This window comes from Enterococcus sp. AZ101, from assembly GCF_050499005.1.
Classification (GTDB): Bacteria; Bacillota; Bacilli; order Lactobacillales; family Enterococcaceae; genus Enterococcus_L; species Enterococcus_L ureilyticus.
The window spans coordinates 1,024,239-1,050,192 of sequence record NZ_JBMHEZ010000001.1 but is presented as its reverse complement, the minus strand read 5'-3'; the positions used below and the strand labels follow the sequence as shown (position 1 = coordinate 1,050,192).

General features: G+C 36.1%; 26 protein-coding genes. 7 read left to right on the top strand and 19 right to left on the bottom strand.

Annotation, left to right across the window (positions count from 1 at the left end):
* Window positions 1-25: 25 nt before the first annotated feature.
* The 4 genes from IGJ50_RS04885 to IGJ50_RS04870 form a co-directional block, all read right to left on the bottom strand.
* A complete protein-coding gene (locus tag IGJ50_RS04885) occupies window positions 26-718 on the bottom strand; it encodes a 5'-methylthioadenosine/adenosylhomocysteine nucleosidase (RefSeq protein ID WP_429949152.1) in 693 nt (230 codons plus the stop codon).
* 16 nt (window positions 719-734) lie between these two features.
* A complete protein-coding gene (macP, locus tag IGJ50_RS04880) occupies window positions 735-1,031 on the bottom strand; it encodes a cell wall synthase accessory phosphoprotein MacP (RefSeq protein WP_069639641.1) in 297 nt (98 codons plus the stop codon).
* The gene (locus IGJ50_RS04875; RefSeq protein WP_069639640.1) at window positions 1,028-1,612 is read right to left on the bottom strand and encodes an NUDIX domain-containing protein; all 585 of its coding nucleotides are present in this window, start codon (window positions 1,610-1,612) and stop codon (window positions 1,028-1,030) included. The genes macP and IGJ50_RS04875 overlap by 4 nt, the downstream gene beginning before the upstream one ends.
* 229 nt (window positions 1,613-1,841) lie before the next feature.
* The gene (locus IGJ50_RS04870; protein ID WP_429949150.1) at window positions 1,842-2,540 is read right to left on the bottom strand and encodes a hypothetical protein; all 699 of its coding nucleotides are present in this window, start codon (window positions 2,538-2,540) and stop codon (window positions 1,842-1,844) included.
* A 275-nt stretch (window positions 2,541-2,815) separates the two neighbouring features.
* Between IGJ50_RS04870 and IGJ50_RS04865 the strand changes: the two genes are divergently transcribed.
* Window positions 2,816-3,487 (top strand): 5-bromo-4-chloroindolyl phosphate hydrolysis family protein, encoded by a 672-nt coding sequence (locus tag IGJ50_RS04865; protein ID WP_207120825.1) that lies wholly within the window; start codon window positions 2,816-2,818, stop codon window positions 3,485-3,487.
* A 100-nt stretch (window positions 3,488-3,587) separates the two neighbouring features.
* A complete protein-coding gene (locus IGJ50_RS04860) occupies window positions 3,588-4,775 on the top strand; it encodes a toxic anion resistance protein (protein WP_207120824.1) in 1,188 nt (395 codons plus the stop codon).
* A gap of 44 nt (window positions 4,776-4,819) precedes the next feature.
* On the opposite strand, the gene IGJ50_RS04855 is transcribed toward IGJ50_RS04860, so the two are convergent.
* The 6 genes from IGJ50_RS04855 to IGJ50_RS04830 form a co-directional block, all read right to left on the bottom strand.
* Complete coding sequence (locus IGJ50_RS04855; protein WP_429949148.1) at window positions 4,820-5,971, bottom strand: mannitol-1-phosphate 5-dehydrogenase; 1,152 nt, start codon at window positions 5,969-5,971, stop codon at window positions 4,820-4,822.
* Window positions 5,968-6,402: a PTS sugar transporter subunit IIA gene (locus IGJ50_RS04850; protein WP_429949146.1), complete on the bottom strand. Its 435-nt coding sequence runs from the start codon at window positions 6,400-6,402 to the stop codon at window positions 5,968-5,970. The genes IGJ50_RS04855 and IGJ50_RS04850 overlap by 4 nt, the downstream gene beginning before the upstream one ends.
* A gap of 1 nt (window position 6,403) precedes the next feature.
* Window positions 6,404-8,482, bottom strand: a complete 2,079-nt coding sequence (locus IGJ50_RS04845; RefSeq protein ID WP_207120822.1) for a BglG family transcription antiterminator — start codon at window positions 8,480-8,482, stop codon at window positions 6,404-6,406.
* Between the two features lie 34 nt (window positions 8,483-8,516).
* Window positions 8,517-9,962 (bottom strand): PTS mannitol transporter subunit IICB, encoded by a 1,446-nt coding sequence (locus IGJ50_RS04840; RefSeq protein ID WP_429949144.1) that lies wholly within the window; start codon window positions 9,960-9,962, stop codon window positions 8,517-8,519.
* 299 nt (window positions 9,963-10,261) lie between these two features.
* On the bottom strand, window positions 10,262-10,576 hold the full coding sequence (locus IGJ50_RS04835) for a CHY zinc finger protein (RefSeq protein ID WP_239574239.1): 315 nt from the start codon (window positions 10,574-10,576) through the stop codon (window positions 10,262-10,264).
* Window position 10,577: 1 nt separating this feature from the next.
* Entirely contained in the window at window positions 10,578-11,123 is a 546-nt protein-coding gene (locus IGJ50_RS04830) for a biotin transporter BioY (RefSeq protein WP_207120820.1), read from the bottom strand.
* 355 nt (window positions 11,124-11,478) lie between these two features.
* Between IGJ50_RS04830 and IGJ50_RS04825 the strand changes: the two genes are divergently transcribed.
* Window positions 11,479-12,306 (top strand): NUDIX domain-containing protein, encoded by an 828-nt coding sequence (locus tag IGJ50_RS04825; protein WP_069639631.1) that lies wholly within the window; start codon window positions 11,479-11,481, stop codon window positions 12,304-12,306.
* Between the two features lie 39 nt (window positions 12,307-12,345).
* A complete protein-coding gene (locus IGJ50_RS04820; protein ID WP_069639630.1) occupies window positions 12,346-12,867 on the top strand; it encodes a GNAT family N-acetyltransferase in 522 nt (173 codons plus the stop codon).
* A 71-nt stretch (window positions 12,868-12,938) separates the two neighbouring features.
* Here IGJ50_RS04820 and IGJ50_RS04815 read toward each other — a convergent pair whose 3' ends face one another.
* The 7 genes from IGJ50_RS04815 to IGJ50_RS04785 all read right to left on the bottom strand — a co-directional run bounded on the left by IGJ50_RS04815 (window position 12,939) and on the right by IGJ50_RS04785 (window position 22,667).
* Window positions 12,939-14,810, bottom strand: coding sequence for an acyltransferase family protein (locus IGJ50_RS04815; protein ID WP_429949142.1), 1,872 nt, complete (start codon window positions 14,808-14,810; stop codon window positions 12,939-12,941).
* Window positions 14,811-15,191: 381 nt separating this feature from the next.
* Window positions 15,192-16,448, bottom strand: a complete 1,257-nt coding sequence (ilvA, locus tag IGJ50_RS04810; RefSeq protein ID WP_069639628.1) for a threonine ammonia-lyase IlvA — start codon at window positions 16,446-16,448, stop codon at window positions 15,192-15,194.
* A 116-nt stretch (window positions 16,449-16,564) separates the two neighbouring features.
* The gene (gene ilvC, locus IGJ50_RS04805; RefSeq protein ID WP_207120817.1) at window positions 16,565-17,560 is read right to left on the bottom strand and encodes a ketol-acid reductoisomerase; all 996 of its coding nucleotides are present in this window, start codon (window positions 17,558-17,560) and stop codon (window positions 16,565-16,567) included.
* Between the two features lie 55 nt (window positions 17,561-17,615).
* On the bottom strand, window positions 17,616-18,098 hold the full coding sequence (ilvN, locus tag IGJ50_RS04800) for an acetolactate synthase small subunit (RefSeq protein ID WP_069639626.1): 483 nt from the start codon (window positions 18,096-18,098) through the stop codon (window positions 17,616-17,618).
* Window position 18,099: 1 nt separating this feature from the next.
* The gene (gene ilvB / locus IGJ50_RS04795; protein ID WP_207120816.1) at window positions 18,100-19,794 is read right to left on the bottom strand and encodes a biosynthetic-type acetolactate synthase large subunit; all 1,695 of its coding nucleotides are present in this window, start codon (window positions 19,792-19,794) and stop codon (window positions 18,100-18,102) included.
* Between the two features lie 13 nt (window positions 19,795-19,807).
* Complete coding sequence (gene ilvD / locus IGJ50_RS04790) at window positions 19,808-21,499, bottom strand: dihydroxy-acid dehydratase (protein ID WP_429949139.1); 1,692 nt, start codon at window positions 21,497-21,499, stop codon at window positions 19,808-19,810.
* Between the two features lie 652 nt (window positions 21,500-22,151).
* The gene (locus tag IGJ50_RS04785) at window positions 22,152-22,667 is read right to left on the bottom strand and encodes a hypothetical protein (protein WP_069639623.1); all 516 of its coding nucleotides are present in this window, start codon (window positions 22,665-22,667) and stop codon (window positions 22,152-22,154) included.
* A gap of 215 nt (window positions 22,668-22,882) precedes the next feature.
* Here IGJ50_RS04785 and IGJ50_RS04780 point away from each other — a divergent pair, with 215 nt between their 5' ends.
* The 3 genes from IGJ50_RS04780 to IGJ50_RS04770 all read left to right on the top strand — a co-directional run bounded on the left by IGJ50_RS04780 (window position 22,883) and on the right by IGJ50_RS04770 (window position 24,725).
* Window positions 22,883-23,359, top strand: coding sequence for a TM2 domain-containing protein (locus IGJ50_RS04780; protein ID WP_069639622.1), 477 nt, complete (start codon window positions 22,883-22,885; stop codon window positions 23,357-23,359).
* A 154-nt stretch (window positions 23,360-23,513) separates the two neighbouring features.
* Window positions 23,514-24,110, top strand: a complete 597-nt coding sequence (gene clpP / locus IGJ50_RS04775; RefSeq protein ID WP_069639621.1) for an ATP-dependent Clp endopeptidase proteolytic subunit ClpP — start codon at window positions 23,514-23,516, stop codon at window positions 24,108-24,110.
* A gap of 93 nt (window positions 24,111-24,203) precedes the next feature.
* Window positions 24,204-24,725: a DsbA family protein gene (locus tag IGJ50_RS04770; RefSeq protein WP_429949137.1), complete on the top strand. Its 522-nt coding sequence runs from the start codon at window positions 24,204-24,206 to the stop codon at window positions 24,723-24,725.
* An 18-nt stretch (window positions 24,726-24,743) separates the two neighbouring features.
* Here the strand turns inward: IGJ50_RS04770 and IGJ50_RS04765 are convergent, their stop codons facing one another.
* Complete coding sequence (locus tag IGJ50_RS04765; RefSeq protein ID WP_429949135.1) at window positions 24,744-24,986, bottom strand: hypothetical protein; 243 nt, start codon at window positions 24,984-24,986, stop codon at window positions 24,744-24,746.
* Window positions 24,987-24,992: 6 nt separating this feature from the next.
* Window positions 24,993-25,928 (bottom strand): DNA-binding protein WhiA, encoded by a 936-nt coding sequence (whiA, locus tag IGJ50_RS04760; RefSeq protein WP_069639618.1) that lies wholly within the window; start codon window positions 25,926-25,928, stop codon window positions 24,993-24,995.
* Between the last annotated feature and the right edge of the window lie 26 nt (window positions 25,929-25,954).

The window sequence follows — 25,954 nt, the reverse complement described above, 5'->3', positions numbered from 1 at the left end:
ACCTCCATTTAAAAAGTAAGACAGATTAAACAAGATGCTCCACAAAATGGATAACCATCTGTGCTGACTTTTCTCCTGCTTCTTCAATAAATTCATCAAAAGTTTGAGATGCTTCATGATCAGCCGTATCACTGATTGCTCTAACAACTAAAAATGGAATATTAAATTGTGCAGCTGCTTGAGCGATTGCAGCACCTTCCATTTCACAGGCCAATGCTTCTGGAAATTCTGAAAGAATGTTACTCACTTTTTCCTTGTCATTGACAAAAGAATCTCCAGTTACGATCAGACCATGATGAATCGACATCCCTGTCTTCTCAGCTGCTTTTTTCATTTCAATTTTTAGATAATCACTTGATTCATAATATAACGGCATACCAGGCAATTGTCCCGGCTGATAACCAAATCCAGTAACATCTACATCAAAATAAGCTAATTTGTCTGCAATCACTACGTCACCAACAGCTAGTCCTTGTCCAATGCCGCCAGCCGATCCAGTGTTGATCACCATATTTACACCATACTGATGGATCAATAAGGTTGTCGTAACAGCTGACAATACTTTCCCGATTCCAGAACGAACAACAATCACTTCATGTCGGCCTAGCGAACCTGAGACAAATAATGCTCCAGCTCTTTCCCAAGATCGTGTATCAGATAATTTTTCTTTTAAGATTTTCACTTCTTGATCCATTGCTCCGATAATTCCAATTTTCATAGTGACTTCCTCTTCTCTATAAATTCAATACGATAAATATAACAATAGCCAACAAAATCGCAACAATAATAATCGCTTTAGTCAGCGTACTACTGCGCTCTCGGATTTTTGTTTGCTCATTTGAACGTGATTTGGTAATTTCTTTTTGCTTCTTATGTTCTTTTCGATAAAAGTTTGAGATTTCTTTTTCTTTTTTACGGTATGCTTTGTCAGCTGATTTTTGCTCTTGCGCAAATAATTTTTGTGCCTCTTTGTCAGCCTCTTCTTTTCGTCTCCGTAATTCTGTCCGAGTGACCAACGGACCTTTGCTCATTGTTTATCCTCCTTCAGCTGCTGTTTTAGCTGCTGTAGTTCCCAATACTGCACAGCAAAGATGGTTTTTGCATCACAAATCAGCCCACTAGCAATTTCTGCTTTCGCTTCATCTAATGTGATTGTATATAATTCTAAAATCTCATCATCGTCTTGCGGACGGGGATTAGGAACCTTTACTAAATCTTGCGCAAAATAAATATGAAGAAGTTCATTTGCAAAACCAGGAGAAACATACATAGACGTCACAAAAGTAAATTCATTTGCTCGATAGCCGGTCTCTTCTTCTAATTCTCGCTCTGCCGTTTCTTTTGGATTGTCCTGTTCACCAGGGTCGATTTTTCCAGCAGGAATTTCTAAAAGAACTTTTTCCATCGGTTTTCTGAATTGTTTGACCATGATCATTTTATTGTCTGCTGTTATTGGAATAATCGCAACTGCTCCAGGATGAAAAACAAGTTCACGTGTACTAGTTTCACCATTAGGTAATTGGACTTCGTCCAAAACAACCTCAATCATATGTCCTTTAAATATTTCTTTTCTGGAAATCGTCTTTTCCTCAAACTCTTCAAAGTTCATCATGCAAGTTCACCAATCTTTCTATGGATATCATACCTTAATTTTGAAATTTTATCACTTATCACTCTTTTTGTGAATCCTTTATTCACAGTATCTGGGAATTTTTGAGGTTATTTAACTATTTCTACAAAAAATGTAGCATGCTCTCATCAAAAAAGAGAGGAATAAAACTATGGCACTAGTTTTACTTCTCTCTACTATCTACAGCTTTTATCCTGCTCATCATTTAAAACTATTTATTTTCTAATTCAGCTAGAGAGTTCATGACTTTAATTAAATCTGATTCATTACTACTTTTCTTGCTATTTAAGGTCCAACTGATACATTGCAAATAATGATCTTTACCTTCTACTAAATCGTAGATGTAATAAACCTCTACTCCATCTTTACTTGCTGTAAAAGTACGGCGTTCACCTTTTAGTCCATTATAGTTGATTGCAGCTTTTTTTTCATTTGTAATCTCACCTAAATCAGACAAATCCACAGACTGTTTAAATACATCAAAACTATCAAAATCTTTTTTTGCTTCACTTAACACCATATAGTATTCTTCATTTGTAGTATTTTTTAAACTGACATCCGCATTATCACTTAATTCTTTTGCTTCAACAGATTGCCACCCGTCTGTCATTTCTATTTTAAAGTTTCCATTCTTGGTTTTGATTACTTCGATTTTATTTTTTGAATCACTCGGTTGCTCTTTTGTCTCATCCGTTGCTACTTGGTTTTCATCTACAGTAGTGCTTGTTGTTGAGCGATCACGAGGTTCATAAAATACCTCATCATCTCCATAAGAACTTAATTCTTCCACACTCGAACTTGTTTCTTTTAAATAAGCATCGTCATCCTCTTCTTCTACGACACTACGTCCAGAACAACCCGTGACGACCAACCCCACTAATAATATAGTTATGATTTTAAATTTCTTCACAATGTTTCTCCTTTTATCCAGATCGTTGTCTTCTATTATACCTTACGTTTCTATTTTTTTCTCATCTTTCTTTTGACTTTTTTGTGAACAATTTAGCTGATTCTACATCTAAAGTAGTAAAAAACCCCTTTTTCCCCTTGCCATTTCTTACATTTTCACTAAATATCAAAATCAACCTTTGGACTGATATTATTTATAGCCCAGAATGTGCTAAAATAACTTATGTAGCGGAGGTTAACAACTTTCGATGGAATGAATGATTGGAGGGAACTTAAATGAGAAAAGGAAAGCTTATCAAAATAGTTGCTTATTTATTTTTAGCAGGTTTAGTTCTACGTTTTATTACTGGTGTTCACATACCAGCAGTTGTCGTGATTCTTTTGCTTCTTGTCGTTCTGCTTTTTAATGGATCAAAAAAGAAAACTGGAAAAAAAGAAGAAGCATTGCCTAATCTTACAAAAACAAAAGAGGAACATTATGCAAATTTAGGTATGACGGATCAGGAAATCAATTTTTTCCGTGATACAATGAATACGACTAAAAAGCAAATCGTTCAGTTGCAGGAAAATATGAATGCCTCTACTAAATTAAGAGCGGTCGACTTGCGCAACGATACGTTACGAGTATCCAAAGCTCTCTTTAAAGAGTTAGTGAAAGAGCCTAAAAAACTGCATTTAGCGAATCACTTTTTATATACTCACTTACCTAATTTAGTCGATTTAACGAGTAAATACTTAGAAATCGATGACCATGAGATCAAAAATAAACAAACATATGAAAAATTGGAAGAAAGTGCTCAAATTATTGACCAAGTCTCTAAATTAATCAAAAAAGATTATGAACAGTTTGTAGCTGATGATTTAGAAGACTTAGATATTGAGATATCCGTTGCTAAAAATAGTTTAAAAAGAGATAATAGCAGTAATGAACGTAACGATGAATTTTAATTATTGTTTCACTTGATCACTCTACTTTGACTCATGTTTTATACTGTGTACTTGCATGAGCTGAAGTCTCGGTACACTTTCAAATTTAGGAGGAAATAAAATGGAAGATAAACCAAAAGATATCACCCCTGTCAATGATACTTTAGATGACTTATTGAATAACCCTTTTTCAACACCTATTGATTCATTAACAGCAACCCAACAAAGTGAGATCTCTGCTTTACAGGATCAGCAGGTTGCAACTCGATTAGTGGATAAATTGCCAGAAGATCGTCAAGCCCAAGCACGCGAGTTAGCATCTAAAATCGATGTACAAGACTCTCAAGCTGTGATCACCTATGGTTCAGCAGCGCAAACAAAGCTAGGCGAATTTTCTCAATCGATGTTAAATCACGTACAATCTCAAGATATCGGTCCTGTTGGTGATTCCTTAACAGATTTGATGTATCGATTAAATGAAGCGAACCCTGATGAATTACGAGCGGGCGAAGGGAATATTTTTCAAAAAATGTTTGGTAAAGTAAAACAATCGATTTTTGAGATCACTGCGAAATATCAAAAAATTGGTGCTCAAATTGATAAAATTGCGGTCAAACTAGAAAAAGAAAAAAATGGTCTTTTAAAAGATAATCTAATGTTAGAACAACTTTACAATAAAAACAAAGATTACTTTGATGCCTTAAATATCTATATTGCAGCCGGTGAGTTAAAGACTGAAGAACTGCAAATGAAGATCATTCCTGAAGCTATGAAGAAAGCTGAAGAAACTGGTGATCAAATGGACGTACAAATTGCGAATGACTATACGCAATTTTTAGATCGCTTAGATAAACGAACACACGATTTGCGTTTAGCACGTCAAATCACGATCCAACAAGCACCTCAAATTCGTTTGATTCAAAATACCAATCAGGCTTTAGCAGAAAAAATTCAAGCATCGATCAACACAGCGATTCCGCTTTGGAAAAACCAGGTAGTGATTGCATTGACTTTATTACGTCAAAAAGATGCTGTAACAGCCCAACGTCAAGTATCTGAAACAACTAATGATTTATTGAAGAAAAATTCTGAAATGCTTAAGATTTCTGCAATTGAAACGGCAAAAGAAAATGAACGTGGTATCGTTGATATCGATACATTACAAAAAACGCAAAACGATTTAGTTGAAACAATCCAAGAAACATTAAGGATTCAGCAAGAAGGAAAAGAAAAACGTCGTGCGGCTGAAATCGAATTAGGTCATATGGAAGAAGATTTAAAAACAAAATTATTAGAATTGACACAATAACAAAAAATACTTAACCAAGCTTTTCTCGCTTGGTTAAGTATTTTTTAGACTAACTCATGATAAGAAGTGCGAATCTTCTCAAACAATTTTGTATACGGTTTTAACCCTGTATATTGTTCAATCGTCTGATCTAAGCCTTGCTCTTTAATTGCTTTTTGAAGCGCACAAGCTTCTTCATCCGTCGGTTCTTCAAATTTCATCGCTGCAGCAATCGCAATTGCCAAAGCCTTAGGCGTTTCATTAAATGCTTCCACAAATTGTCTAGCAGGTTGAATAAATCGATCATTTTCACCTATTTTTCGGATCGGTGAGCGACCAACACGTGTTACATAATCTGAAACGTAAGGATTCTTAAAGCGCTCAATGATTTTATCAATGTAGGCTTGATGCTCGTGGTGAGAAAATTGAAACTTTTTTTCCAATAACGCTCCTGTTTCCTCTAGAGCACTTCGTACGATAAAGAGAACCTTCTCATTATGAATCGCATCTTCAATTGATTTTATATTTCTCATATGACCAAAATAAGCTGTGACTGCGTGACCTGTATTTACTGTAAATAATTTACGTTCAATGTAGGGCGTTAGGTCGGGTACATAATTTAACCCAGCAATTTCAGGTGCATTTTCTTCATTTAAAGGCTCCTCGACAACCCATTCATAAAATGGTTCTACAGTCACAGTCAACAGATTTTCATGATTTTGATTTGGAACAATGCGATCGACTGCTGAATTGGGAAAGGCTACAAATTTCTTAGCGTATTCTTTGGCTTCAACTGTTAACAATGGCAAGACAGCTGCTTGAAGAATTTCAGAACCACCAATCATATTCTCACAAGCAATAACGGTCAAGTATTCAGCAGAACCTACTCTTAGCTCAATTCCTTTAGCGATAACTTCTGCTACTCTTGGTAAAATTGTTGGTCCTACAGCAGTTGTAACTATTTTTGCTTTACTGATATATTTTGCTAATCGCTCCACTTCTTTACTGCTGTTGACAGCCTGTACCCCTTCAATCATAAATCGCTCTTGCTCTTCGTTAGCCAAAATAACTTCATATTCGCCTTGCGTGTTGATTGCCTCAACAATTTTTTCGTCAACATCGGCAAATATCACTTGGTACCCTGCTTGAACTAATAACCAGCCAATAAAGCCACGTCCAATATTTCCTGCGCCAAAATGAACTGCAATTTTTTTCATACAGTCACCTCTTCATTAAACAATTCAATAATCTGTTCTTGTGAGTCAGCTGCTACTAATTTTTCTACATTTTCTAAATCTGAACAAACTAAAGCAATCGCTGATAACAAGTCTAAATGCTCATCGTCAATTCCTGCAATCCCAATAATCAATTTCACTTCATTGCCATCAAAATCTACCCCTTCAGGTACTTGTAAAATAACGATACCTGATTTCTTGATTAGATGTTTCGATTCATCCGTGCCATGTGGAATCGCAACTAGATTTCCAATATAAGTCGTAGTTAATTGGTCTCGTTCGACCATCTTTTCAATATACTCTGGTGCTACGTAGCCCAAACTGGTCAACTGTTTTCCAGCTGCTTGGATAGCTGTTTTTTTATCAAAAAATTGCTGATTTAACGCGATATCTTCTTTCTTTAAACTAATCATTTTATCTCCTCATCTCTAAGTAATTTAATAATTTCTGAACAAAATAGGCGGATACTTCTTCATTTGTTCCATATTCTAAAATTTCAATGACTTGTCTATTATCAACAAAAAGCGTACTGATATAACTAATGATTTCCAAACCTTCTTGTGAAAATTTTTCTGGAACCAATAGTAACGCGATTCGATTGATCGCCATTTTTGTATGATCCATGGTTTCGATAAAAATCGATTTTTCTAACGAAAAAAGTTGAAAAAACGGTTCTTTTATTGATTCGTTACGTGCATGAAACAGTCCAATTTGTGTATTTGGAATACCAAAGGCTTTCTTATCCTCGTCGTTCAAAAAGATACTAACGACTGCCTCGATATCTAACTCTGCATCTTTCTCCAAAAGCTGTGTACAAATGACCCGAACCGTGTCTTCGATCGTTCCAAGATTTTCATTTAACTTAGAGTAGTTGAAATTTTTTAAAATTGCTAAAACAATCGATGTAAATCGTTGCTTTTGCTCTAAAAAATGTGTTGCTTCTAACAAAGTCAACTGAACTGCTTGTTCTTCATAGGTAATTTTTTTATGGTATTCACTATGCAGACTTTTCAAAAAGACACTGATTTGTGAAAGCTCTCTTTCTGTCAACATAGGAGATACCAAAAAATAATCAAAATCCACTGATCCTAGATCAATAGTCGAAATGATAACATGGTAATGTCCTTCTGCTTTTTTTCTACTCAGCTCAAATAAAGAGACTGTTTCTAATTTTTCTAATTGAGGAATTCGCTGACGCAAGCGAGTAACCAACATTCTAGATGTTCCTATCCCACTTGCACAGACAACTAATCCAGAAAAACGATTTTCACTCTCTAATTGTAAAAGGACCGCACCAAAGTGTAAAACTAGGTAACCGATTTCTTCATCAGGTACGTGACTTTTTTGATACACTTGGTCAAACGCTTGTCTGATAACTACAAATAAATCGGCATAATCTTGCTTGATAGAGTGAATTAAGGGATTGTAAATTCGCATTCCTTGTTGGAGGCGCCTTAATGTAGGTCGTAGATGTGCAATCAGCCCTTTGGTTAACAACTCTTTAGGTAACTCTTGTCCTAGTTTAGATTCAACTTGTTCAATCAGTTGCTTAACTAAAACCAAGACTTCTAATTCTTCATTTTCCATGAAGCCCATGTTACTTTTTGTAGTCTTCACACCTCTAAGATGTGTTGTGACATAGGCAGCTTCTCCATCTGGGACAACTTCTACTTCCATTTCAAGAATATCTGCTAACATTTGTTTTGCCACAACAAATTCTGGATAATTGATCATTTTATCATTATCTGTGTGTGCTTGAATAAAGTTTCCTGCAATCATTCGTTCTATTGAAATGGAAATATGCACAATTAAATTAGCATAAGCCTCATCACTGATTTCTTCTAGATTTTGTTTGCGCCAATTACGGACACTAAATTCTACTTTCTTCAATAATGTTTCATTGACTAAATCTAGCAAACGCCCTTCTACTCGATCATTAGTGGCTACTTCACGGGATTTTTCTTGAAAGAACTGTAATAATTGATAGTCTGGAAACTGTTGGCCAAAGAGCTCGCTCATTAAGCTTCTTTTTTGTGCTTCATCAGCTTGTAAAGAGACACCTGTGCCTCGTCTTCTTTCAATTTTTACTGTTTTAGGTAGCCGCTCTTCGATTTTAGTTAGATCATTACTAATCGTTGAAATCGTAACATTTAAATCATTTGCTAGTCCGGCAAGTTTTAAGCTTTCTTCTTTCAACAAAGTTTTGAGAATTTTCTGCTGCCGCTCTTCTGGACTAAATTCGTTATAAGACAGATCCATCAATTGCCATCGAAAATGTTGTTTATCTAAATCAACGCCTTCTAAAGATAAAATCCCTTGCTCCTTCACCAATTTAAGCTGATAAGTAGATAACGTTTCCTCTACTTCTTTTAAATCGCGTCGAATCGTCCGTTTACTAACATTTAAATCCTCTGCTAACTCATGAACAAAAACGGGACGATTATTAGTCAACAGCTGCTCCAAAATAAGTCTAACTCTTGCTGAAAGATACATGAGATTCTCCTCTCTAGAAAATGATTATTTTTATTTAAACAGATGTTTTAACAGCCAATAATTTTTCTACTAATTCATCATATTTATTACTACTTAGAAAATTATCAACTGAAACGTGATAGGCTTTTGGTAATCGCTCTTTTGCTCTCGAAGTTAAATCTTGATGTGTCACAACAATATCAGCATCATTAGGGAGTTGAGCTATGGCCGAATTGACTACTTCAATCGTTAATCCTGCTTTTTTTACTTTATTTCGTAAAACAGAAGCTCCCATGGCACTTGATCCCATTCCAGCATCACAAGCAAAAATGATTTTCTTAGTATTTGCAAGAATTTCTACTGCATTATTCATCTTTTCAGACGCAGAAAAACTTGTTACCACATCTGGATTAACTGTTTTTCGTCCTTTTAAAGCATTTGCTTTTTCAGACGCTGCTTCAATCGTTGTCTCAGTTTCTTTAGACGTTTTTAACACTACAGCTGAAATCGCAAATGATACCGCAGTTGCGACAATAATTCCCGCAAAAACACCTAAATAGCCATTTCGAGGAGTCATCGCTAAAATAGCAAAGATACTACCCGGCGATGCTGGCGCTACTAAACCAGCATTAAATAGTGAGAACGTCATAACACCAGCCATGCCACCACCAATGGCTGATAGAATCAAAATTGGTTTCATCAAAATATAAGGAAAATAAATTTCATGAATTCCACCTAAAAAATGGATAATAATTGCACCTGGTGCTGTTTGTTTTGCACTTCCGCGTCCAAAAATCGTATAGGCTAGTAAGATACCTAATCCAGGTCCTGGATTGGACTCTAATAAAAACAATACAGAACGGCCTGTTTCAGCGGCTTGTTCGATTGCAATCGGACTGATCACACCATGGTTGATGGCATTATTTAAAAACAATACCTTAGCAGGTTCAACAAAAACGCTTGCTAGCGGTAGTAGTGAGTTTTTAACTAAAAATCCTACACCTGTTGCTAAAAGATTATTTAAACCTTCTACCGCAGGACCGACGATCAAATAGGCAATGATTGCTAATATCGATGCTAAAATTCCAGAAGAAAAATTGTTGACTAGCATTTCAAAACCTGGTTTGATTTTGCCGTCTACTAATTGATCAAATTTTTTAATGCAGTATGCTCCTGCAGGTCCAACCATCATGGCGCCTAGAAACATAGGGATATCTGCTCCAGTAATCACGCCCATTGTAACCATTGCACCCACGACCCCACCGCGAATATCATAAACCAAACGCCCCCCAGTAAAACCAATCAGAATCGGTAATAAGTAAGTAATCGTTGGTCCTGTTATCTCATTTAATTGTTCATTTGGAAACCAGCCTGTAGGAATAAATAAGGCTGTTAAAATTCCCCACGCGATAAATGCTCCAATATTCGGCATAATCATTCCGCTAAGAAAGCTTCCGAACTGTTGAACTTTCACTTTTAGATCCCCTTGTGTTTGTTCCATTGTTTTCCTCCTTCTATTTAAAACAAGAAAAATTTTGAGTCATTCAATCTGCGCAGATCAATTCTCAGACAACCGCTTGGATGTCTTCTTTATTGTAATCGCTCACTTGTCACCATACAAGTGAATGAAAGCGCAAATTTGTCCAAACAATTTGGACAAATTATGAAGAAGGTTTTATTCACTTGACTTGATGCTTTTAAAATGTAAAAGAGTTGGAAGTAAAACTAAAGACTAGTTTTACTTCCAACTCTAAATTCTATTAAATCGTTTTCTACCATTCATTTTCTAAGCAAATTTATCTAACTAAAATAGATGTCACTATGTTTAGAACAGTTCGAATTAAATAACCGTCCGCAGTTCAAGCATTGTGCTTTTTTTTGATAGTCACTTACCGTCATTTCTAACTGACAAGCTCCGCAAAGAACTACTTTCGCATCCGGTTCAGTGGCAACCGGCCATGCTTCAAAATGATGTAATTCTTGTTCATCATGACATTGGTAACAAGCATAATATTTTTTACAAAGATAACATTTATTCGCAATGATATCCACAAGAGAGCTATAATGAGTACATCTACCTTCTTTATCAACCATTGAACCAAATATTTTTACCAACTCAAGACCCCCTTTTAGCAAGAGATTTCGAGATTCTTTTTGCAATAAATACTGTTAAAAATGCTTTAATGGTATCTCCAGGAATAAAAGCCAGACTGGCAAGCAAACTGTTTGATAAAGAGACATCGGATAATAGACTTACCCCAACAGCTCCACAGAAATCAATAAACAATGCCCCAAAAAGGAAAGTAATGCCAAAGCCATACATACTATTTTGATTATTTGGGTTGAATCTTTCAGTCAGCCAGCCAATCATAAATGTTGCAATAGGATAAGCAAAAAGATAACCTGCTGTGACACTAAAAAAGACGGTCATCCCTCCTCTACCACCTGCCAACAATGGAAAACCAACTGCTACAAGTAATAGAAATAACAAGGTTGCAATTGTCCCATTCTTTTTGCCGAGAAGTAAACCACTGAGCATAAACCCAGCGTTTTGAATAACAATTGGTACAGGTAAAAGGCTAATTGGAATTGGTGGAAAAAAACCTAAAACAATAATAATGCTGATCATAATGGCAATTTTAGTGATATCTTTTGTTTTCATGTGTTCCCTCCAAATGTTTAAACAAGATTTATATATTTAAAATACTATTTCAACCCACCTTTGTCAACCTTAATATAAAACAGGTTGACTTAAAAACAATAAATAAACATCTTAATGAGAAATAGACTTCTAACCGATTGATGATTAAACGATTTTTCACCATAGATCCCTTAACTTCATTCTAATCTTTTGATTAACATTCTAGTTTGAAAGAATTCAAGTAACGACTTGTAAAAATAAAGGGCGTAAGTTTATTTTTCTTATACTAAAGCTATGTCTTTAGTTGTTTTTCTTGATGAGAATGATACAATAAAGTAAAAAGTACTTTTATCTAACTTTAGGGGAGATGACTAATTTGACACGCTTTAGTTCAAAGGAAGAAGAAAAACAATATTATGAGCAACAAGCTACTGAAACTGACTTTTTAAAATGGTACCATCAACAAGAACTTCCTGAATATGAAAAACCTTCTCTGACTGTAGATATTGTTTTGATGTGCTATAACAAAGAAGAAGATCAACTGAAAATCTTGCTGATCAAAAGAAAAGGCCATCCTTATAGAAATTCTTGGGCATTACCAGGTGGTTTTGTAAATAGAAGCGAATCTACTGGGGAAAGTGTTTTGCGGGAAACACAAGAAGAAACTGGTGTCATCATTTCTAAAGATAACATCGAACAGCTTCATAGCTTCAGTCGACCTGATCGAGATCCTCGTGGCTGGGTAGTAACGGTTAGTTATCTCGCTTTCATTGGTGAAGAACCTTTGATTGCAGGAGATGATGCAAAGGAAGTTCGCTGGTTTACAATGAAGCGTAAAGAAAGCCTGCTTTCTCTTAATAACGGCGATGTGAATATTATTTTAGATTTAGATACAGGTGTTTCAACGGGAAAAGACACATTAGCTTTTGATCATAGTGAAATCATTCTAAAAGCTTTTAATCGTGTGGCGAACAAGATGGAACATGATCCACAAGTGCTGCAAGTCTTAGGAAAAGATTTTACAATCACTGAAGCCAGAAAGGTCTTTGCTAAATTTTCTGGAATCGATTATAAGACAATCGATCACTCCAATTTTAAAAAAGCTATGCTTCATCATTTTGAAGAAATTGGTGAACGTCCTGTGGGCATTGGTCGACCTTCAAAGATTTATCAGTTGAAACACGAAAATTCAAATAAAAAATAATCGTCAACAATAACTTAAACGGTAAGAAAGGCGGAGAACATGGTCGTTTATTTAAGAAGAGCTGTACCAGATGATCTTAGCACTATTATTGAAATCATTACCTACGCGCAAAAACTTCTGTATGATCAAAATATCCCTCAGTGGCAAAATAACGACGGCCCAAATCAAAAACTGTTAGAGTACGATATCAAGCTTCAGAGATGTTACGTACTCATTGTTGATCAAGCTATTGCTGGCCTAGGAGTGCTTTCATCAGAGATCGAAGAGCCCTACGAACAAATCAAAAATGGGCAATGGCAACTGACTTATGGGCATTACATGACGATCCATCGTGTTGCGTTAGCACCATTTTACCAAGGGAAAGGATTTGCATCACTTTTGATGAACTATCTCATTACCACTGCTAGATTGAATGACTTTCGAGATATTCGGATCGATACCCATCCGCAAAATACTGCGATGCAACGCCTAATAGAAAAAGTAGGTTTTAGCTATCAAGGGGAAATTTTACTACCAATTAGCAATGGGGCACGTTTCGCTTACCAAATGATCTTAACTTAAATAAAAACACGGAAACAAGTAACGCTTCAAAGCGTTTATTTGTTTCCATGTTTTTATTTAACTTCATAAATTCATTTTTCTACAATCTGCTTAGCAATAAAACTTGAGTATTTTACCTGACCGTCCACATTTGGATGAACCCGATCCTCGTAAAACCATTCTTCATGCTCATTACTATATCCATACCAGTCAATTACCACTAGATTTTTATATTTCTTTTTCATTGTTTCTAGCATCGTATTCACTTCATTTTGCCATCGACGAGTTGGTACACGAACATTGATCCAAAAGACTTTACGGTTGGAACCAATTGCTGTCATAAATTCATCGAATTGTGCTTCAGTAAACGAACCGTTCGTCCCAAGTCCCACTAATACGTTATCTTTCAATAATTTTTCTTTATCCAACTTTTCAATATTAGGCGTACTAGTATACAATTGTCTGCCGACTTCACCATCAACGATCATCTTCGGAAAAATTTCTTGGAGACCTGCTGCTGCGTCTAAAATAACTGAATCACCGAAAGCAGTGACTTCCATATTCTTGGCTTTCTTACTTTCTGCCTCAGTCAAATCAAAGTTCGTTTCGGGCGCTACATTTGTTTGATTGTTCGAATCAGTTGTTTTCCCTTCATTTTTGGCTTTTTCTTCTGCTTTTCTTTGTTCAGCTTGCTTTTTATTCGCTGCAATATTTTCTTGAAGTTGTTGTTGCTCTGCCGTAATTTCATTTGATGGTGCTACAGCCAAAGCAAAAAGTGCAAAACAAGTAAATACGACACTGATCAAAGCAGTCACTTTTGGAATCGTTAGCCAAGGTTTTCGGAAAAAATCTTTAATTGCAAACCATGTATATTGATAATAGAATTTGCCTAGCGGTTTTTCAATAAAACGATAAGAGAGCTCACTGATTCCAAGAATCAACGCAATCTCAATCAATGAGTGCAAAAATATATGATCACTTAAATTCTGAATTTTTGCTTCATAAAAAATCATGACTGGAAATTGATACAAATAAATACCATAGCTTCTTTTACCAAACCATGTAAAAACAGGATTCGTTAGCCATCGATTCAGATCAGCACCAGGATGCGCGGTCACAGCAACTAAGATCGTTGCAAATATACTGACAATAAACATCCCGCCATAGTACACAAATGCTAAATGATCAGCTAAAAATAAAAAGGAGCACACTAAGATTACTAATGAAGCAATTCCGACACCGTTCAGTAAATTTTTGGCTTTTATCGGAATCTCTTCCTTTAAACGAAAACTTGGCCAAACAAATGCTAGACTGCTACCCATCAATATTGAAAACAGTCTTGTATCTGTCCCATAATACACTCTAGTAGGATCTGCTCCAGGGGTGTATAAAACAGCCATCAAAATACCTGACCCCATAGCGAGCGCCATAATGATTCCAAAGATCTTACCACTATGTTTAACGTATTTTTTTAAAATAATAAATAACAATGGCCAAATCAAATAATTCTGTGCCTCGACAGCGAGAGACCAAATATGTGTAAATGGAGACTGTGTTGTGAATCGATCAAAATAAGAGAAACCCCTAAAAATTTGCCACCAGTTATTATAATATAGGACACTGCTGGCAACGACACTGCGTAAGTTATTTAGTAAATCTTTTTGAAAGAACACGATATATGCAGAGGATGTAATCAGCATTGCAACCAAGCCTGGATACAGCCGCTTCATCCTTCGAATATAAAAACCTTTAACATCGATTGTTTCCGTCTGAAGCCATTCTTGCCTCAGTAAGTCAGTAATCAAATAGCCTGAAACTGCAAAAAAAATAGGGACGCCTAAATAGCCCCCATGCATTATATTAGGGAACAAGTGATACAGAATCACACCAATGACCGATATTGTTCGAATCCCATCGAACCCGGTAATATAACGGCGATTTTCTAATCTTTTTTTATTATTCATTTATATTTTCCAACTTTACTAATATTCTTTTTTATATTTCGAGTAATTTTTAACAAAGGAAACATGATTTAAAAAATGACGATCGATAGAAAAAATAAGTCGCGTTTGACCAAAAAAAGGTGGCCTGTTGAAGTGTAAAAAAATTCCTATCTTGCTCATGTTCATTGACGGTCGTTGTTTTTTGACCGATTTAAAGTAGTAACTTAAATATACGTTCTTTCTACACAAATGGCAAGAACTCTCTCTTCAATTTTCGACTTTTTAAGTAAATTTTAGATATTCTTTGAGAATACAAAAATTGAGCTGAAAATCAGATTTTTTTCTGACTGACAACTCATTTTTTTTGATTTAATTTTAGACAGCTTTCAACGTAAATAGTTATTATACGAGTAGTGCATATAATGATGGATTATCACTTAAATCAATATATTTAGGATCAAATTCCGCCATTTTTGCTAATAAATTAGGAAGTTCCTCTTTTTCCTTTAATAAAATACCTAGAATAACAGGTCCTGTTCCACGATTAACTTTTTTGGTATATTCAAAACGTGTTATGTCATCATTTGGTCCTAGAATATCCGTTACAAATTCTCTTAAAGCTCCTGGTCTTTGCGGAAAATTAATAACAAAATAATGTTTTAATCCTTCAAAAATCAATGAGCGTTCTTCGATTTCTTCCATTCGATTAATATCATTATTACCACCGCTAATGATGCAAACAACATTTTTTCCTTTAATATCCTCTTTGACTAATTCTAAAGCTGATACACTCAATGCACCCGCCGGTTCGACAACGATAGCCTGTTTTGTATATAACTCTAGTATGGTTGAACAGACTTGACCTTCATCAACAGCTAACAATTCGTCGACATATTCAAGAGCATGTTCATACGTTAACGCACCTACTTGTTTTACAGCAGCTCCATCTACAAATTTTTCTACGCTATCTAGCATTACTGGTTTTCCCTCATCAAAAGCAGCCCGCATAGATTGAGCGCCAAGCGGTTCTACACCAAGGACCGCAGTTGTCGGACTACTATTTTTGGTATATGTCGCAACTCCACTGACAAGTCCACCACCACCAATAGCGGCAAGTAGATAATCCACTTGAAATTCAGATTTCTTAGCTTCTTGTAATATTTCTACTGCTACGGTTCCCTGTCCGGCCATAATATTTAAATCATTAAAAGGATCAATAAAGGCTTGATTATTTGTTTTGGCAAAGTTTTTTGCTGCTTCGGCAGAGGCGTCAAAAGTATCTCCAAACAATTTTACTGTTACTTTCTCCCCACCAAAAAATTTTACTTGAGATATTTTTTGCTGAGGAGTTGTTGTTGGCATAAAAATCGTGGCTGCTACATCCATTTCTTGACAAGTAAAAGCCACCCCTTGCGCATGATTTCCAGCGCTAGCACAGACAACACCGTTTTTTAACATCTCAACAGGTGTTTGCTTGATAGCATAGTACGCTCCTCTTAATTTGAATGAGCGGACTTTTTGCAGGTCTTCTCTTTTTAAATAAACATTACATTGATATTTTTGTGATAAATATAGATCATATTGTAGTGGTGTTTTTGTCACGACCTCTTTTAATACATCATACGCTTCTTCAACATTTTCCTTCGTAAGTTTTAACAAATACTCCCCACCTTTCTTATGTAAGTAAAAGAAGCTGAGATAAATGGTGCACTCCCATTATTGATTGAAGAAGGAATACAGCTCTTTTCTCAGCCTCTAGTTACTGAACGTATCTTTTAGTCTTCTCTTGATACAAAAGGCATCATTTTACGTAACTCTGCGCCAACTTTTTCAATTGGATGTCCAGCGTTCTCTTTACGCATTTGATTGAATTCTTTAAAGCCATTTTTATTATCATCGATGAATCCTTTAGCAAATTTGCCATTTTGGATATCAGTCAACACTTCTTTCATATTAGCTTTAGCTTCTGAGGTAACAACACGTGGTCCTGATACATAATCTCCATACTCTGCAGTATTTGAGATAGAGTTACGCATTTTTTCAAATCCTCCTTCATAAATAAGGTCAACGATCAATTTCAATTCGTGACATACTTCAAAGTAAGCTAATTCCGGTTGGTAGCCAGCTTCTGTTAAGGTTTCAAAACCTGCTTCGATCAAGCTAGTTAAACCACCACATAATACGGCTTGTTCCCCGAATAGATCTGTTTCAGTTTCTTCTTTAAAGGTAGTCTCCAGTACTCCGACACGCGTAGCACCGATTCCTTTGGCATAAGACAAAGCAACATCGCTTGCTTTTCCTGTTGCATCTTGATATACCGCAAATAATGCAGGTACTGCAAAACCTTCTGTAAACGTACGACGAACAAGGTGTCCTGGTCCTTTAGGAGCAACTAAGAAAACATCCACATCTTTTGGTGGGTTGATTACATCAAAATGAATATTGAAGCCATGACCGAATGCTAATGCATTGCCTGCTTCTAAGTTTGGTGCAATTTCATTGTCATAAAGCTCTCCTTGGATTTCATCTGGAGCTAAAATCATGACTACATCTGCTTTTTTAGATGCTTCTTCAACGGTCAATACGTCAAAACCATCGTTACGAGCTGCTTCTGCTGATTTTCCTTCACGAATTCCGATGATTACTTGATTGCCATTATCTCGTAAGTTTTGAGCGTGGGCATGTCCTTGCGAACCATAACCGATGATTGCAATTGTTTTTCCTTCTAATTGATTGTTTTCTACTGAATTATCATAATATACTTTTGCCATTTTTGAACCCTCCAAATTTTTTTATGCTTATAAGCGTATGCTTTAAGACCCTTTTTTAGTTATTGCCTCTTGTAAATCCAGTAACACCTGTTCGTGCTAATTGTTTAATGCCATATGGCGCTACAACATCGACAAAGGCACTGATTTTTTCACTAGTGCCTGTGACTTGAATCACGACGGTACGTGTACCGACATCGATCACGTTCGCTCTAAATGGATCGATCACTGAGAACAATTCAGCTCTAACAGTAGCTGGCGCATTAAGCTTGACCAACGCTAGTTCTCTTTCCAAATGTGGTTCATCTGTAATATCAGAAACTTTGATCACGTCGATTTGTTTATTCAGTTGTTTGGTCACTTGCTCTGCTTCATTTAAATCTGCTACTTGAACGATGATCGTTATTCTTGAAACATTCTCTAACTCCGTTGCCCCAACAGATATACTGTCGATATTGACTTGTCTGCGTGTCAACACACCACTAAACCGGTTTAAGACACCCGAATTATTATTGACTGTTGCGGTAATGATCCGTCTCATTTTAATCCACCCCCAGCATTTGATAGTTTGCTTTTCCAGCTGGAACCATAGGTAATACATGTTCCGTTGGTGAAACCATCACTTCAATCAATAATGGTCCTGTTTCTTTAAAGGCTTCAGTTAAATCTGCCTCGACAGTATTCGGGTCCTCTATTCTGATTCCTCTAATATGATAGGCTTCTGCCATTTTTACAAAATCTGGTTGTGTAGCAAAAACTGATTCTGAGCAGCGACCGTTGAAAAAGCTTTCCTGCCACTGACGGACCATTCCTAATGACTGATTATTCAAAATCACGATTTTGATTGGAATATTGTATTCATTTAAAATTGCTAACTCTTGATTTGTCATTTGGAAGCCACCATCACCGACAAAGAGAACAACTTCTTTATCTGGACAACCCAATTTTGCACCGATTGCAGCTGGAACACCGTAGCCCATTGTTCCTAGACCACCGCTTGTTATAAGCTGTTTTTCATTTTTAAATGGATAAAACTGTGCAGCCCACATTTGATGCTGACCAACATCCGTTGCAACGATGGCTTCACCCTCTGTCAATTCACCAATGAATTCAATGACCTTTTGCGGCTTGATTTCGGTCTTTTGTTCTTTATCATATTTGAATGGGTGTAGTTTTTTTCGTGAAAGATTTAGTTTCTTCCAATCGCTCCAATCATTGCATTTTACTTCTGTTTTCAACATTTCTTTTAACGTTTCTTTCGCATCTGCTACGATTGGGATCTGAGTATCGATGATTTTTCCGATTTCAGCAGGATCAATATCAACATGAGCAATCACTGCGTTTGAAGCAAATTCTTTTGGTGCACTAGCCAAACGGTCGTCAAAGCGAGAGCCAATATTGATCAGCAAGTCGCAATCAGTCAATGCCATATTCGCTGCAAACGAGCCATGCATACCGCCCATGCCTAAGAACAGCTCGTTTTCTGTTGGAATTGCTCCAAGTCCTAACAGTGAACTTAGCGCTGGAACTTGATATTTATTGACTAACTCAACTAATTCTTGCCCTGCATCTGCGTGTAGTACACCTGCTCCGACTAATACCAATGGTTTTTTAGCTGTCGACAAGGCTTCCATAAGTTTTTTGATTTGTAGTTTATTTGGTTTCACAGTTGGTTGATAACTTGGTAAGTCTAGTTTTACCTCAATGTCTGCCTCAGCTTCCATAATGGTCATGTCTTTTGGTAAATCGATCACAACCGGGCCTTTTCTGCCAGTTGTCGCAATATGAAAGGCTTCTTCAATAATTCTTGGTAATTCTTTTGTTTCTCGAACTTGGTAATTATTTTTAGTGATCGGCATCGTTAATCCAATTATATCTGCCTCTTGAAAGGCGTCTTTTCCAATACCATCTGTGACTACTTGCCCTGTAAAGACAACTAAAGGAATTGAATCACTCATTGCATCCGCAATTCCAGTGATCGCATTTGTTGCACCTGGACCACTAGTTACGATAACAACACCTGGTTTACCAGTTGCTTTCGCATACCCTTCAGCTGCATGGACGGCTCCTTGTTCATGTCTCGTTAAAATATGCGGAATGTCTCCATCATATAACGCATCGTATAGAGGGAGGACTGCTCCACCAGGATATCCAAAAATCATTTCTACCTTTTGCTTCAATAACGAGTCAATTAAAAGCTTTGAACCATTTTTCATTTTTCTCTGTTTTTCTGCCATGAGCTTCCCTCCTCTAGTCTAGCAAATCTGCTGGAATCTGCATGATTCCACCTGTATGAGCTGAAGTGACCAACGCTGTATATCGAGCTAAGTATCCTGTTTTTACTTTTGCTTTGAATGTCGGCAGTTGATCATTTCTTTTCGCCAGCTCTTCTTCAGAAACATGTAATTCCAATGTCCGATTGGTTAAATCAATCTCAATTTCATCCCCATCTTCGATTAATGCAATGGGTCCGCCTGCTGCAGCTTCTGGAGAAATATGACCAACAGCGATTCCTCGAGTAGCACCCGAAAAACGCCCATCTGTGATCAATGCTACATCTTTGCCTAAACCTCGTCCTACAATACTTGATGTCGGTGCCAACATTTCCGGCATACCTGGTCCGCCTTTTGGTCCTTCGTAACGAATCACGACAACATGACCTTTTTTTACCGTATGATCATCGATTGCTGCCACAGCTTCATCATGAGAGCCAAAACATATTGCTTTCCCTACAAATTTTTTGATTGATGGATCAACCCCGCCGACTTTGATCACACTGCCTTTTGGCGCAATATTTCCATACAAAATCGATAGACCACCAACCGGACTGTATGGATTTTCCTTTGGATGGATAACTTCTTCATTTTTGATTACTGCATCTTGAACGTTTTCACGAATCGTTTTTCCTGTAACTGTGATACGATCTGGATGAATTGCATCGCCTAGATCGACCAACTCTTTCATAATTGCTGGAACACCACCTGCTTCATGGACATCGTGCATCGAATAGGCAGATGAAGGAGCGATTTTTGATAAATATGGAACACGCTCAGCAATCGCATTGACTTCTTCCAAGTTATAGTCGATTTCGGCTTCATTTGCGATTGCCAATGTATGCAAAACTGTATTAGTAGAACCGCCCATTGCCATGTCTAAAGCAAATGCATCATCGATTGCTTCTTTTGTGATGATATCTCTTGGTTTAATCTGTTTTTTGACTAGATCCATCAAATGAAAAGCAGACTGTCTAACTAATTCTCTCCGTTCATCTGATACAGCTAAAATCGTCCCATTTCCAGGTAAAGCCATTCCTAACACTTCCATCAAACAATTCATCGAATTTGCCGTAAACATTCCTGCACAGGAACCACAGGTTGGGCAAGCATTTTGCTCCATAAAATTGAATTCTTCTTCTGTCATTTTGCCTTCTTTAAATGTTCCAACTGCTTCAAACATATTCGAGAGCGTTGTAGTATGACCTCTTGGATCAACACCTGCCTTCATCGGACCACCTGAACAAAAAATTGCAGGAACATTTGTACGTACACTTGCCATCAACATACCTGGAGTGATTTTGTCACAGTTTGGAATATAGAAAACACCATCGAACCAATGCGCATTGATCACCGTTTCAGCAGCATCTGCAATAATTTCTCTACTAGGTAAAGAATAACGCATGCCGATATGCCCCATCGCAATCCCATCATCTACACCGATCGTATTGAATTCGAAAGGAATTCCTCCCGCTTCCCGAATCGCTTCTTTTGCAACATCGGCTAACTCTCTTAAATGTACATGACCCGGAACAATATCAATATAAGAATTACAAATTGCTATAAACGGCTTTTGCATGTCCTTAGCATTTTTCACTTGTCCCGTTGCATAAAGTAAACTTCTGGCGGGTGCAGCTTCAATCCCTTTTTTTATTTGATCACTACGCATTTTTCATCCACTCCAATTCAGTTATCGTCAGTAGCTTTTATTTTGCTGCTTCTGATTCAATTTTTTATTTACTCTGCTTCCTTACATTTTTTTTGAAAAAAAAGACATCCCATTGAATAATGGGATGTCTTAGTAAGAATCCCATCTACGAAAGACAAACAGGACTCAAACATCTGCGAAATTTCTCAGTGTTCTAAGTCCTACACGGTAAAATAATGACTAATACGTGATTGTTTTTTGTCTTTTCCATAGTAACGGTCTCCTCATTTTTAAAAATCTATCGTAAAGATTAAAATAGCATGTGATAAATAAAAGCTTTTGTTAACTATAAACCTATTAAATGAGAATGTCAATAAAATTTGATAAAAAGATTCAGAAAATTCTAAAAACATAAGTTCTCTTTTTCTTACTTATGGTTTTTTTCTATCTAACGAATGGAAATTCAATGCTTTTGTTTTTTTCCCGTCGTTTATATTTATAGAATAATCGCTGCCACTCTTGATTTCAAATGAATGGTTAGAGCTTAATCTGGTCGAAGTAGTGTCCTTACTTTTATTTCATTGTTCATCTCATTTTAGGACATGAAAAATCCAATATACGTCTTATCATTTGCAAAAAAAAGACACTTGAAATCCTTCAAGTGTCTACTCTATTATCCTCTTTGAAAATAGTATAAAGGTTTATGTGTCAACCGTTTCATTTGTCTTTTCTTATCTTCAATGATTGAAAGTAGCTCTTCTGAAAAGCTTTCTAAAATCACACGCCCGCCTTTATAAGTACTACCACCCATTGAGATCACTTCATCTGGTGTTAAGATGACTTTTCTATGGGCGATTTTTTTGAAAAATTCTTCAATCAAATATGTTGGTAAGTAAAAATTATTTTGGGCCGAAAAAGATTCTAAATAAATAAAATCATCGATGCTGATATAACAATCGTCCATTGATATAAAATTCACCGACTTGTCTACATAGATATCTCTTTTTTGTAGAATCTCATTGATCTTCTTGTTTAGAAGGTTCAGTGTTTCTATTTCTTTAACAAAATTTTCTAATTCTCGGTAACGGACTGCCTTGCGTTCATCATAAGTGACACGAAGTGCCACGCCTATTGATACAATTACTGCACCAATTAGCACACCAGTCATACCTGCAATAAAAACCACCATTTGGATTCCCTCACTCTTTTCATTCTTGTTTTTTTAGTATAACATACTCTTTCACAAGGACAAAAAAATATGAAAAAAAATATTTATCTTACTAAACTTTTTATTTTTTTTTTAGCATTTTGTTTATTTCCTTTATTTATAGGTCTAGATTACTCATTCAATTGATGATATAATATAGCGGTAGTAATATTATTTGGAGAATTGGGGAAGTTGATATGGGGAAAAAAGTTATTAAGTTAGATTTTGATGATGTTGTTATTGCTAATGAAGATGGAAGCACAACTCGTGCTTTGTATGAGTGGTTTCATTTTAAGCCAGAAGTTGGGGATCAAGTTGATGTATTTGAAGATGGTGACGAATTGATCATCCACAAAGCAGAACAAGCTACAAATACAATAGACAATTTACAAGATAAGATCAATATTAACATTGTGAATGAAAATAACAATACACAGTCCGTTGGCGGCTATGTACAGCATGGTAGAGTTGTTAATAAATGGATTTATTTTATATTAGCCTTTTTCTTAGGTTGGATAGGCATTCATAAGTTTTATTCTGGTTTCACTGGAAAAGGCATTATGTACCTAGTATTCTCTTGGACAGCGATTCCTGCAGTTATTGCATTTTTCACTTCAATCATGACTTTACTTAAACCAGCTGATCAAAATGGAAATATTGTAGTCACTTCATAATACTCAAAAAAGCCTTAGTTTTCTAAGGTTTTTTTATTTAATTTAGTGCATTAAAGTTGACCTTTATTGACCAATACAGTATACTTTTTTTAAGCATTAAGTCTTGCTTTGTGATAAAATGATTTGAAGAGCTTTATTATAGGAGGAATATACTATGAATTTAATACCAACAGTTATTGAACAATCATCTCGTGGAGAAAGAGCATATGATATTTATTCACGATTATTAAAAGATAGAATCATTATGTTAAGTGGTCCAATTGATGATAATGTAGCAAACTCGGTCATTGCTCAGTTATTATTTTTGGATGCACAAGACTCTGAAAAAGATATCTATATTTACATCAACTCACCAGGTGGAAGTGTTTCTGCTGGATTAGCCATCTTTGATACAATGAATTTTGTTAAAGCGGATGTCCAAACTATCGTTCTTGGTATGGCAGCTTCTATGGGCAGTTTCTTATTGACTGCTGGTACAAAAGGCAAACGATTCGCATTACCTAATGCAGAAATCATGATCCACCAACCATTAGGTGGCGCTCAAGGTCAAGCAACTGAAATTGAGATCGCAGCGAAACATATTCTTGATACACGTGATCGCCTAAATAAAATTTTGGCTGAACGTACTGGTCAACCACTTGAAGTCATCGAACGCGACACCGACCGTGACAACTTTATGACAGCTACACAAGCGAAAGAATATGGTTTGATCGATGAAGTAATGGAAAATAGCAGCTCATTAAGTAAATAATGAAAAATGCCCAGAATTTTGGGCATTTTTATTTAAATTGATGATTAAAAGCGCTACACTTATAAGTATAAGAAATGAAAGGATGTTTGTAAAATGGATATTTCAGTTATTGATGCAACAAAAGTTACTACAAAAAATGGTTTAGCTATTGGAAAAGACTCGGCTCCAGTAAAGATGGTAGAATTTATGAATGTTCGTTGCCCTTATTGTAAAAAATGGTTTGAGGAATCCTTTGATTTCCTAAATGAGTATGTCAAACAAGGAAAAGTCCAACGAATTATCAAGCTATTAGACAAAGAAAAAGAAAGCCTACAACGAGGCAATGTCATGCATCATCATATCAATTATGACTTACCTGAAAAAGGGTTGGCTGATTTGAAACAAATGTATGATACCCAAGACCAATGGGGAAATCTTTCTTTAGAAGATGTCGCTGTTTTTGCACAAGATAATTTACAATTGTCTAAAAAAGAAGAACCTGCGATCATTCAAGCAGTAATTCTGGAAGCTGAAGCTGCCAATATCAAATTTGTACCAACAATTATTATTGGTGAGCATATTTTTGATGAATCGATTACTAAAGAAGAATTGATTGGTTATATAGAAGGGAAATAAAAAACGAGACCAAGCTATTTATTTAGGCTTGGTCTCGTTTTCTTTAGAGCTACGGTCAATACTCGATTCCTTAGCTGTTGCAGAATCTTGAATCTCTTTTTCAGCGTCTTCTCCAAAACTCAAAATCTTATCTACATCCTCCTTGCCAAGAAAATTTCCTAGACCTTCTCCGAGTTGCTTGATTTGCCTCATGATAAAATCTTTATCTTCTACGCCCATCATTTCCACCCAACTTTCTGCTATTCTCTCATAGCAATCCATAAAAGGTTACGCACTTTTTTCTCTTAGTTTATCTGCAAATTCATTGATTTTACGAATTCGATGATTGATTCCTGACTTTGAAATAGCACCTGATGGGATCATCTCGCCTAATTCTTTTAAACTTACTTCCGGATACTCTAATCTTAATTCAGCAATCTCTTGTAATTTCCCTGGTAAAGCCGATAAGCCAACTACACTTTCAATATACTGGATATTTTCAATTTGCTTCGAAGCTGCATCGATCGTTTTATTGAGATTCGCTGTTTCACAATTGACTAACCGATTGACTGAATTACGCATATCACGAACGATCCGAACATCTTCAAATTTTAACATTGAATTGGTCGCACCGATCAACGTTAGAAAATCAGCAATTCGTTCAGCACCTTTTAAATAAGAAATATACCCGTTGCGCCGTTCTAACGTTCGAGCATTCAAGTCATAATAGTTCAGCATCTGACAAATATCATCATTATGTTCTTCATAAATAGAAAATATTTCCAAATGATATCGGCTAGTTTCCGGGTTATTAACTGATCCAGAAGCCATAAAAGCTCCTCTTAAATAAGACCTCATTTTTTGTGCATTTCCTATAATTTCGTCCGACACATGAGTGTTAAACATCATACCATCTAAAATGTCTAAATCAGCTAATACACTTTTCGTATCTTGTTTTAATCTTACGATATAGACATTGTTCTTCTTTAGTTTCATCTTTTTTCGTACCAATAATTCCGAACGCACCTCATAATGATCTTTTAAAAGAGAATAGATTCGTCTGGCAATCGCTGCATTTTCTGTTTGAACATTCAAGACGAATTGCTGATTCACGATACTTAGTGAACCATTCATCCGAATCAACGCAGCTAATTCTGATCGAGCATGTTCCCGATGAACTTCTAAGGTCGTTAGTTCTTTTTTTACATCCGCTGCAAAAGACAATCTACCTTCCTCCTTTCTTCTTACTT

Coding starts and splice junctions, on each gene's coding strand:
- IGJ50_RS04830 (WP_207120820.1), bottom strand. CDS start 11,123: ATGAAAACAAAAGATATCACTAAAATTGCCATTATGATCAGCATTATT.
- IGJ50_RS04865 (WP_207120825.1), top strand. CDS start 2,816: ATGAGAAAAGGAAAGCTTATCAAAATAGTTGCTTATTTATTTTTAGCA.
- IGJ50_RS04815 (WP_429949142.1), bottom strand. CDS start 14,810: ATGAATAATAAAAAAAGATTAGAAAATCGCCGTTATATTACCGGGTTC.
- ilvC (WP_207120817.1), bottom strand. CDS start 17,560: ATGGCAAAAGTATATTATGATAATTCAGTAGAAAACAATCAATTAGAA.
- IGJ50_RS04770 (WP_429949137.1), top strand. CDS start 24,204: ATGGATATTTCAGTTATTGATGCAACAAAAGTTACTACAAAAAATGGT.
- macP (WP_069639641.1), bottom strand. CDS start 1,031: ATGAGCAAAGGTCCGTTGGTCACTCGGACAGAATTACGGAGACGAAAA.
- IGJ50_RS04850 (WP_429949146.1), bottom strand. CDS start 6,402: ATGATTAGTTTAAAGAAAGAAGATATCGCGTTAAATCAGCAATTTTTT.
- IGJ50_RS04875 (WP_069639640.1), bottom strand. CDS start 1,612: ATGATGAACTTTGAAGAGTTTGAGGAAAAGACGATTTCCAGAAAAGAA.
- IGJ50_RS04780 (WP_069639622.1), top strand. CDS start 22,883: ATGGGGAAAAAAGTTATTAAGTTAGATTTTGATGATGTTGTTATTGCT.
- IGJ50_RS04765 (WP_429949135.1), bottom strand. CDS start 24,986: ATGGATTGCTATGAGAGAATAGCAGAAAGTTGGGTGGAAATGATGGGC.
- IGJ50_RS04885 (WP_429949152.1), bottom strand. CDS start 718: ATGAAAATTGGAATTATCGGAGCAATGGATCAAGAAGTGAAAATCTTA.
- IGJ50_RS04785 (WP_069639623.1), bottom strand. CDS start 22,667: ATGGTGGTTTTTATTGCAGGTATGACTGGTGTGCTAATTGGTGCAGTA.
- clpP (WP_069639621.1), top strand. CDS start 23,514: ATGAATTTAATACCAACAGTTATTGAACAATCATCTCGTGGAGAAAGA.
- ilvD (WP_429949139.1), bottom strand. CDS start 21,499: ATGCGTAGTGATCAAATAAAAAAAGGGATTGAAGCTGCACCCGCCAGA.
- IGJ50_RS04860 (WP_207120824.1), top strand. CDS start 3,588: ATGGAAGATAAACCAAAAGATATCACCCCTGTCAATGATACTTTAGAT.
- ilvN (WP_069639626.1), bottom strand. CDS start 18,098: ATGAGACGGATCATTACCGCAACAGTCAATAATAATTCGGGTGTCTTA.
- IGJ50_RS04845 (WP_207120822.1), bottom strand. CDS start 8,482: ATGTATCTTTCAGCAAGAGTTAGACTTATTTTGGAGCAGCTGTTGACT.
- IGJ50_RS04820 (WP_069639630.1), top strand. CDS start 12,346: ATGGTCGTTTATTTAAGAAGAGCTGTACCAGATGATCTTAGCACTATT.
- IGJ50_RS04840 (WP_429949144.1), bottom strand. CDS start 9,962: ATGGAACAAACACAAGGGGATCTAAAAGTGAAAGTTCAACAGTTCGGA.
- ilvB (WP_207120816.1), bottom strand. CDS start 19,794: ATGGCAGAAAAACAGAGAAAAATGAAAAATGGTTCAAAGCTTTTAATT.
- IGJ50_RS04855 (WP_429949148.1), bottom strand. CDS start 5,971: ATGAAAAAAATTGCAGTTCATTTTGGCGCAGGAAATATTGGACGTGGC.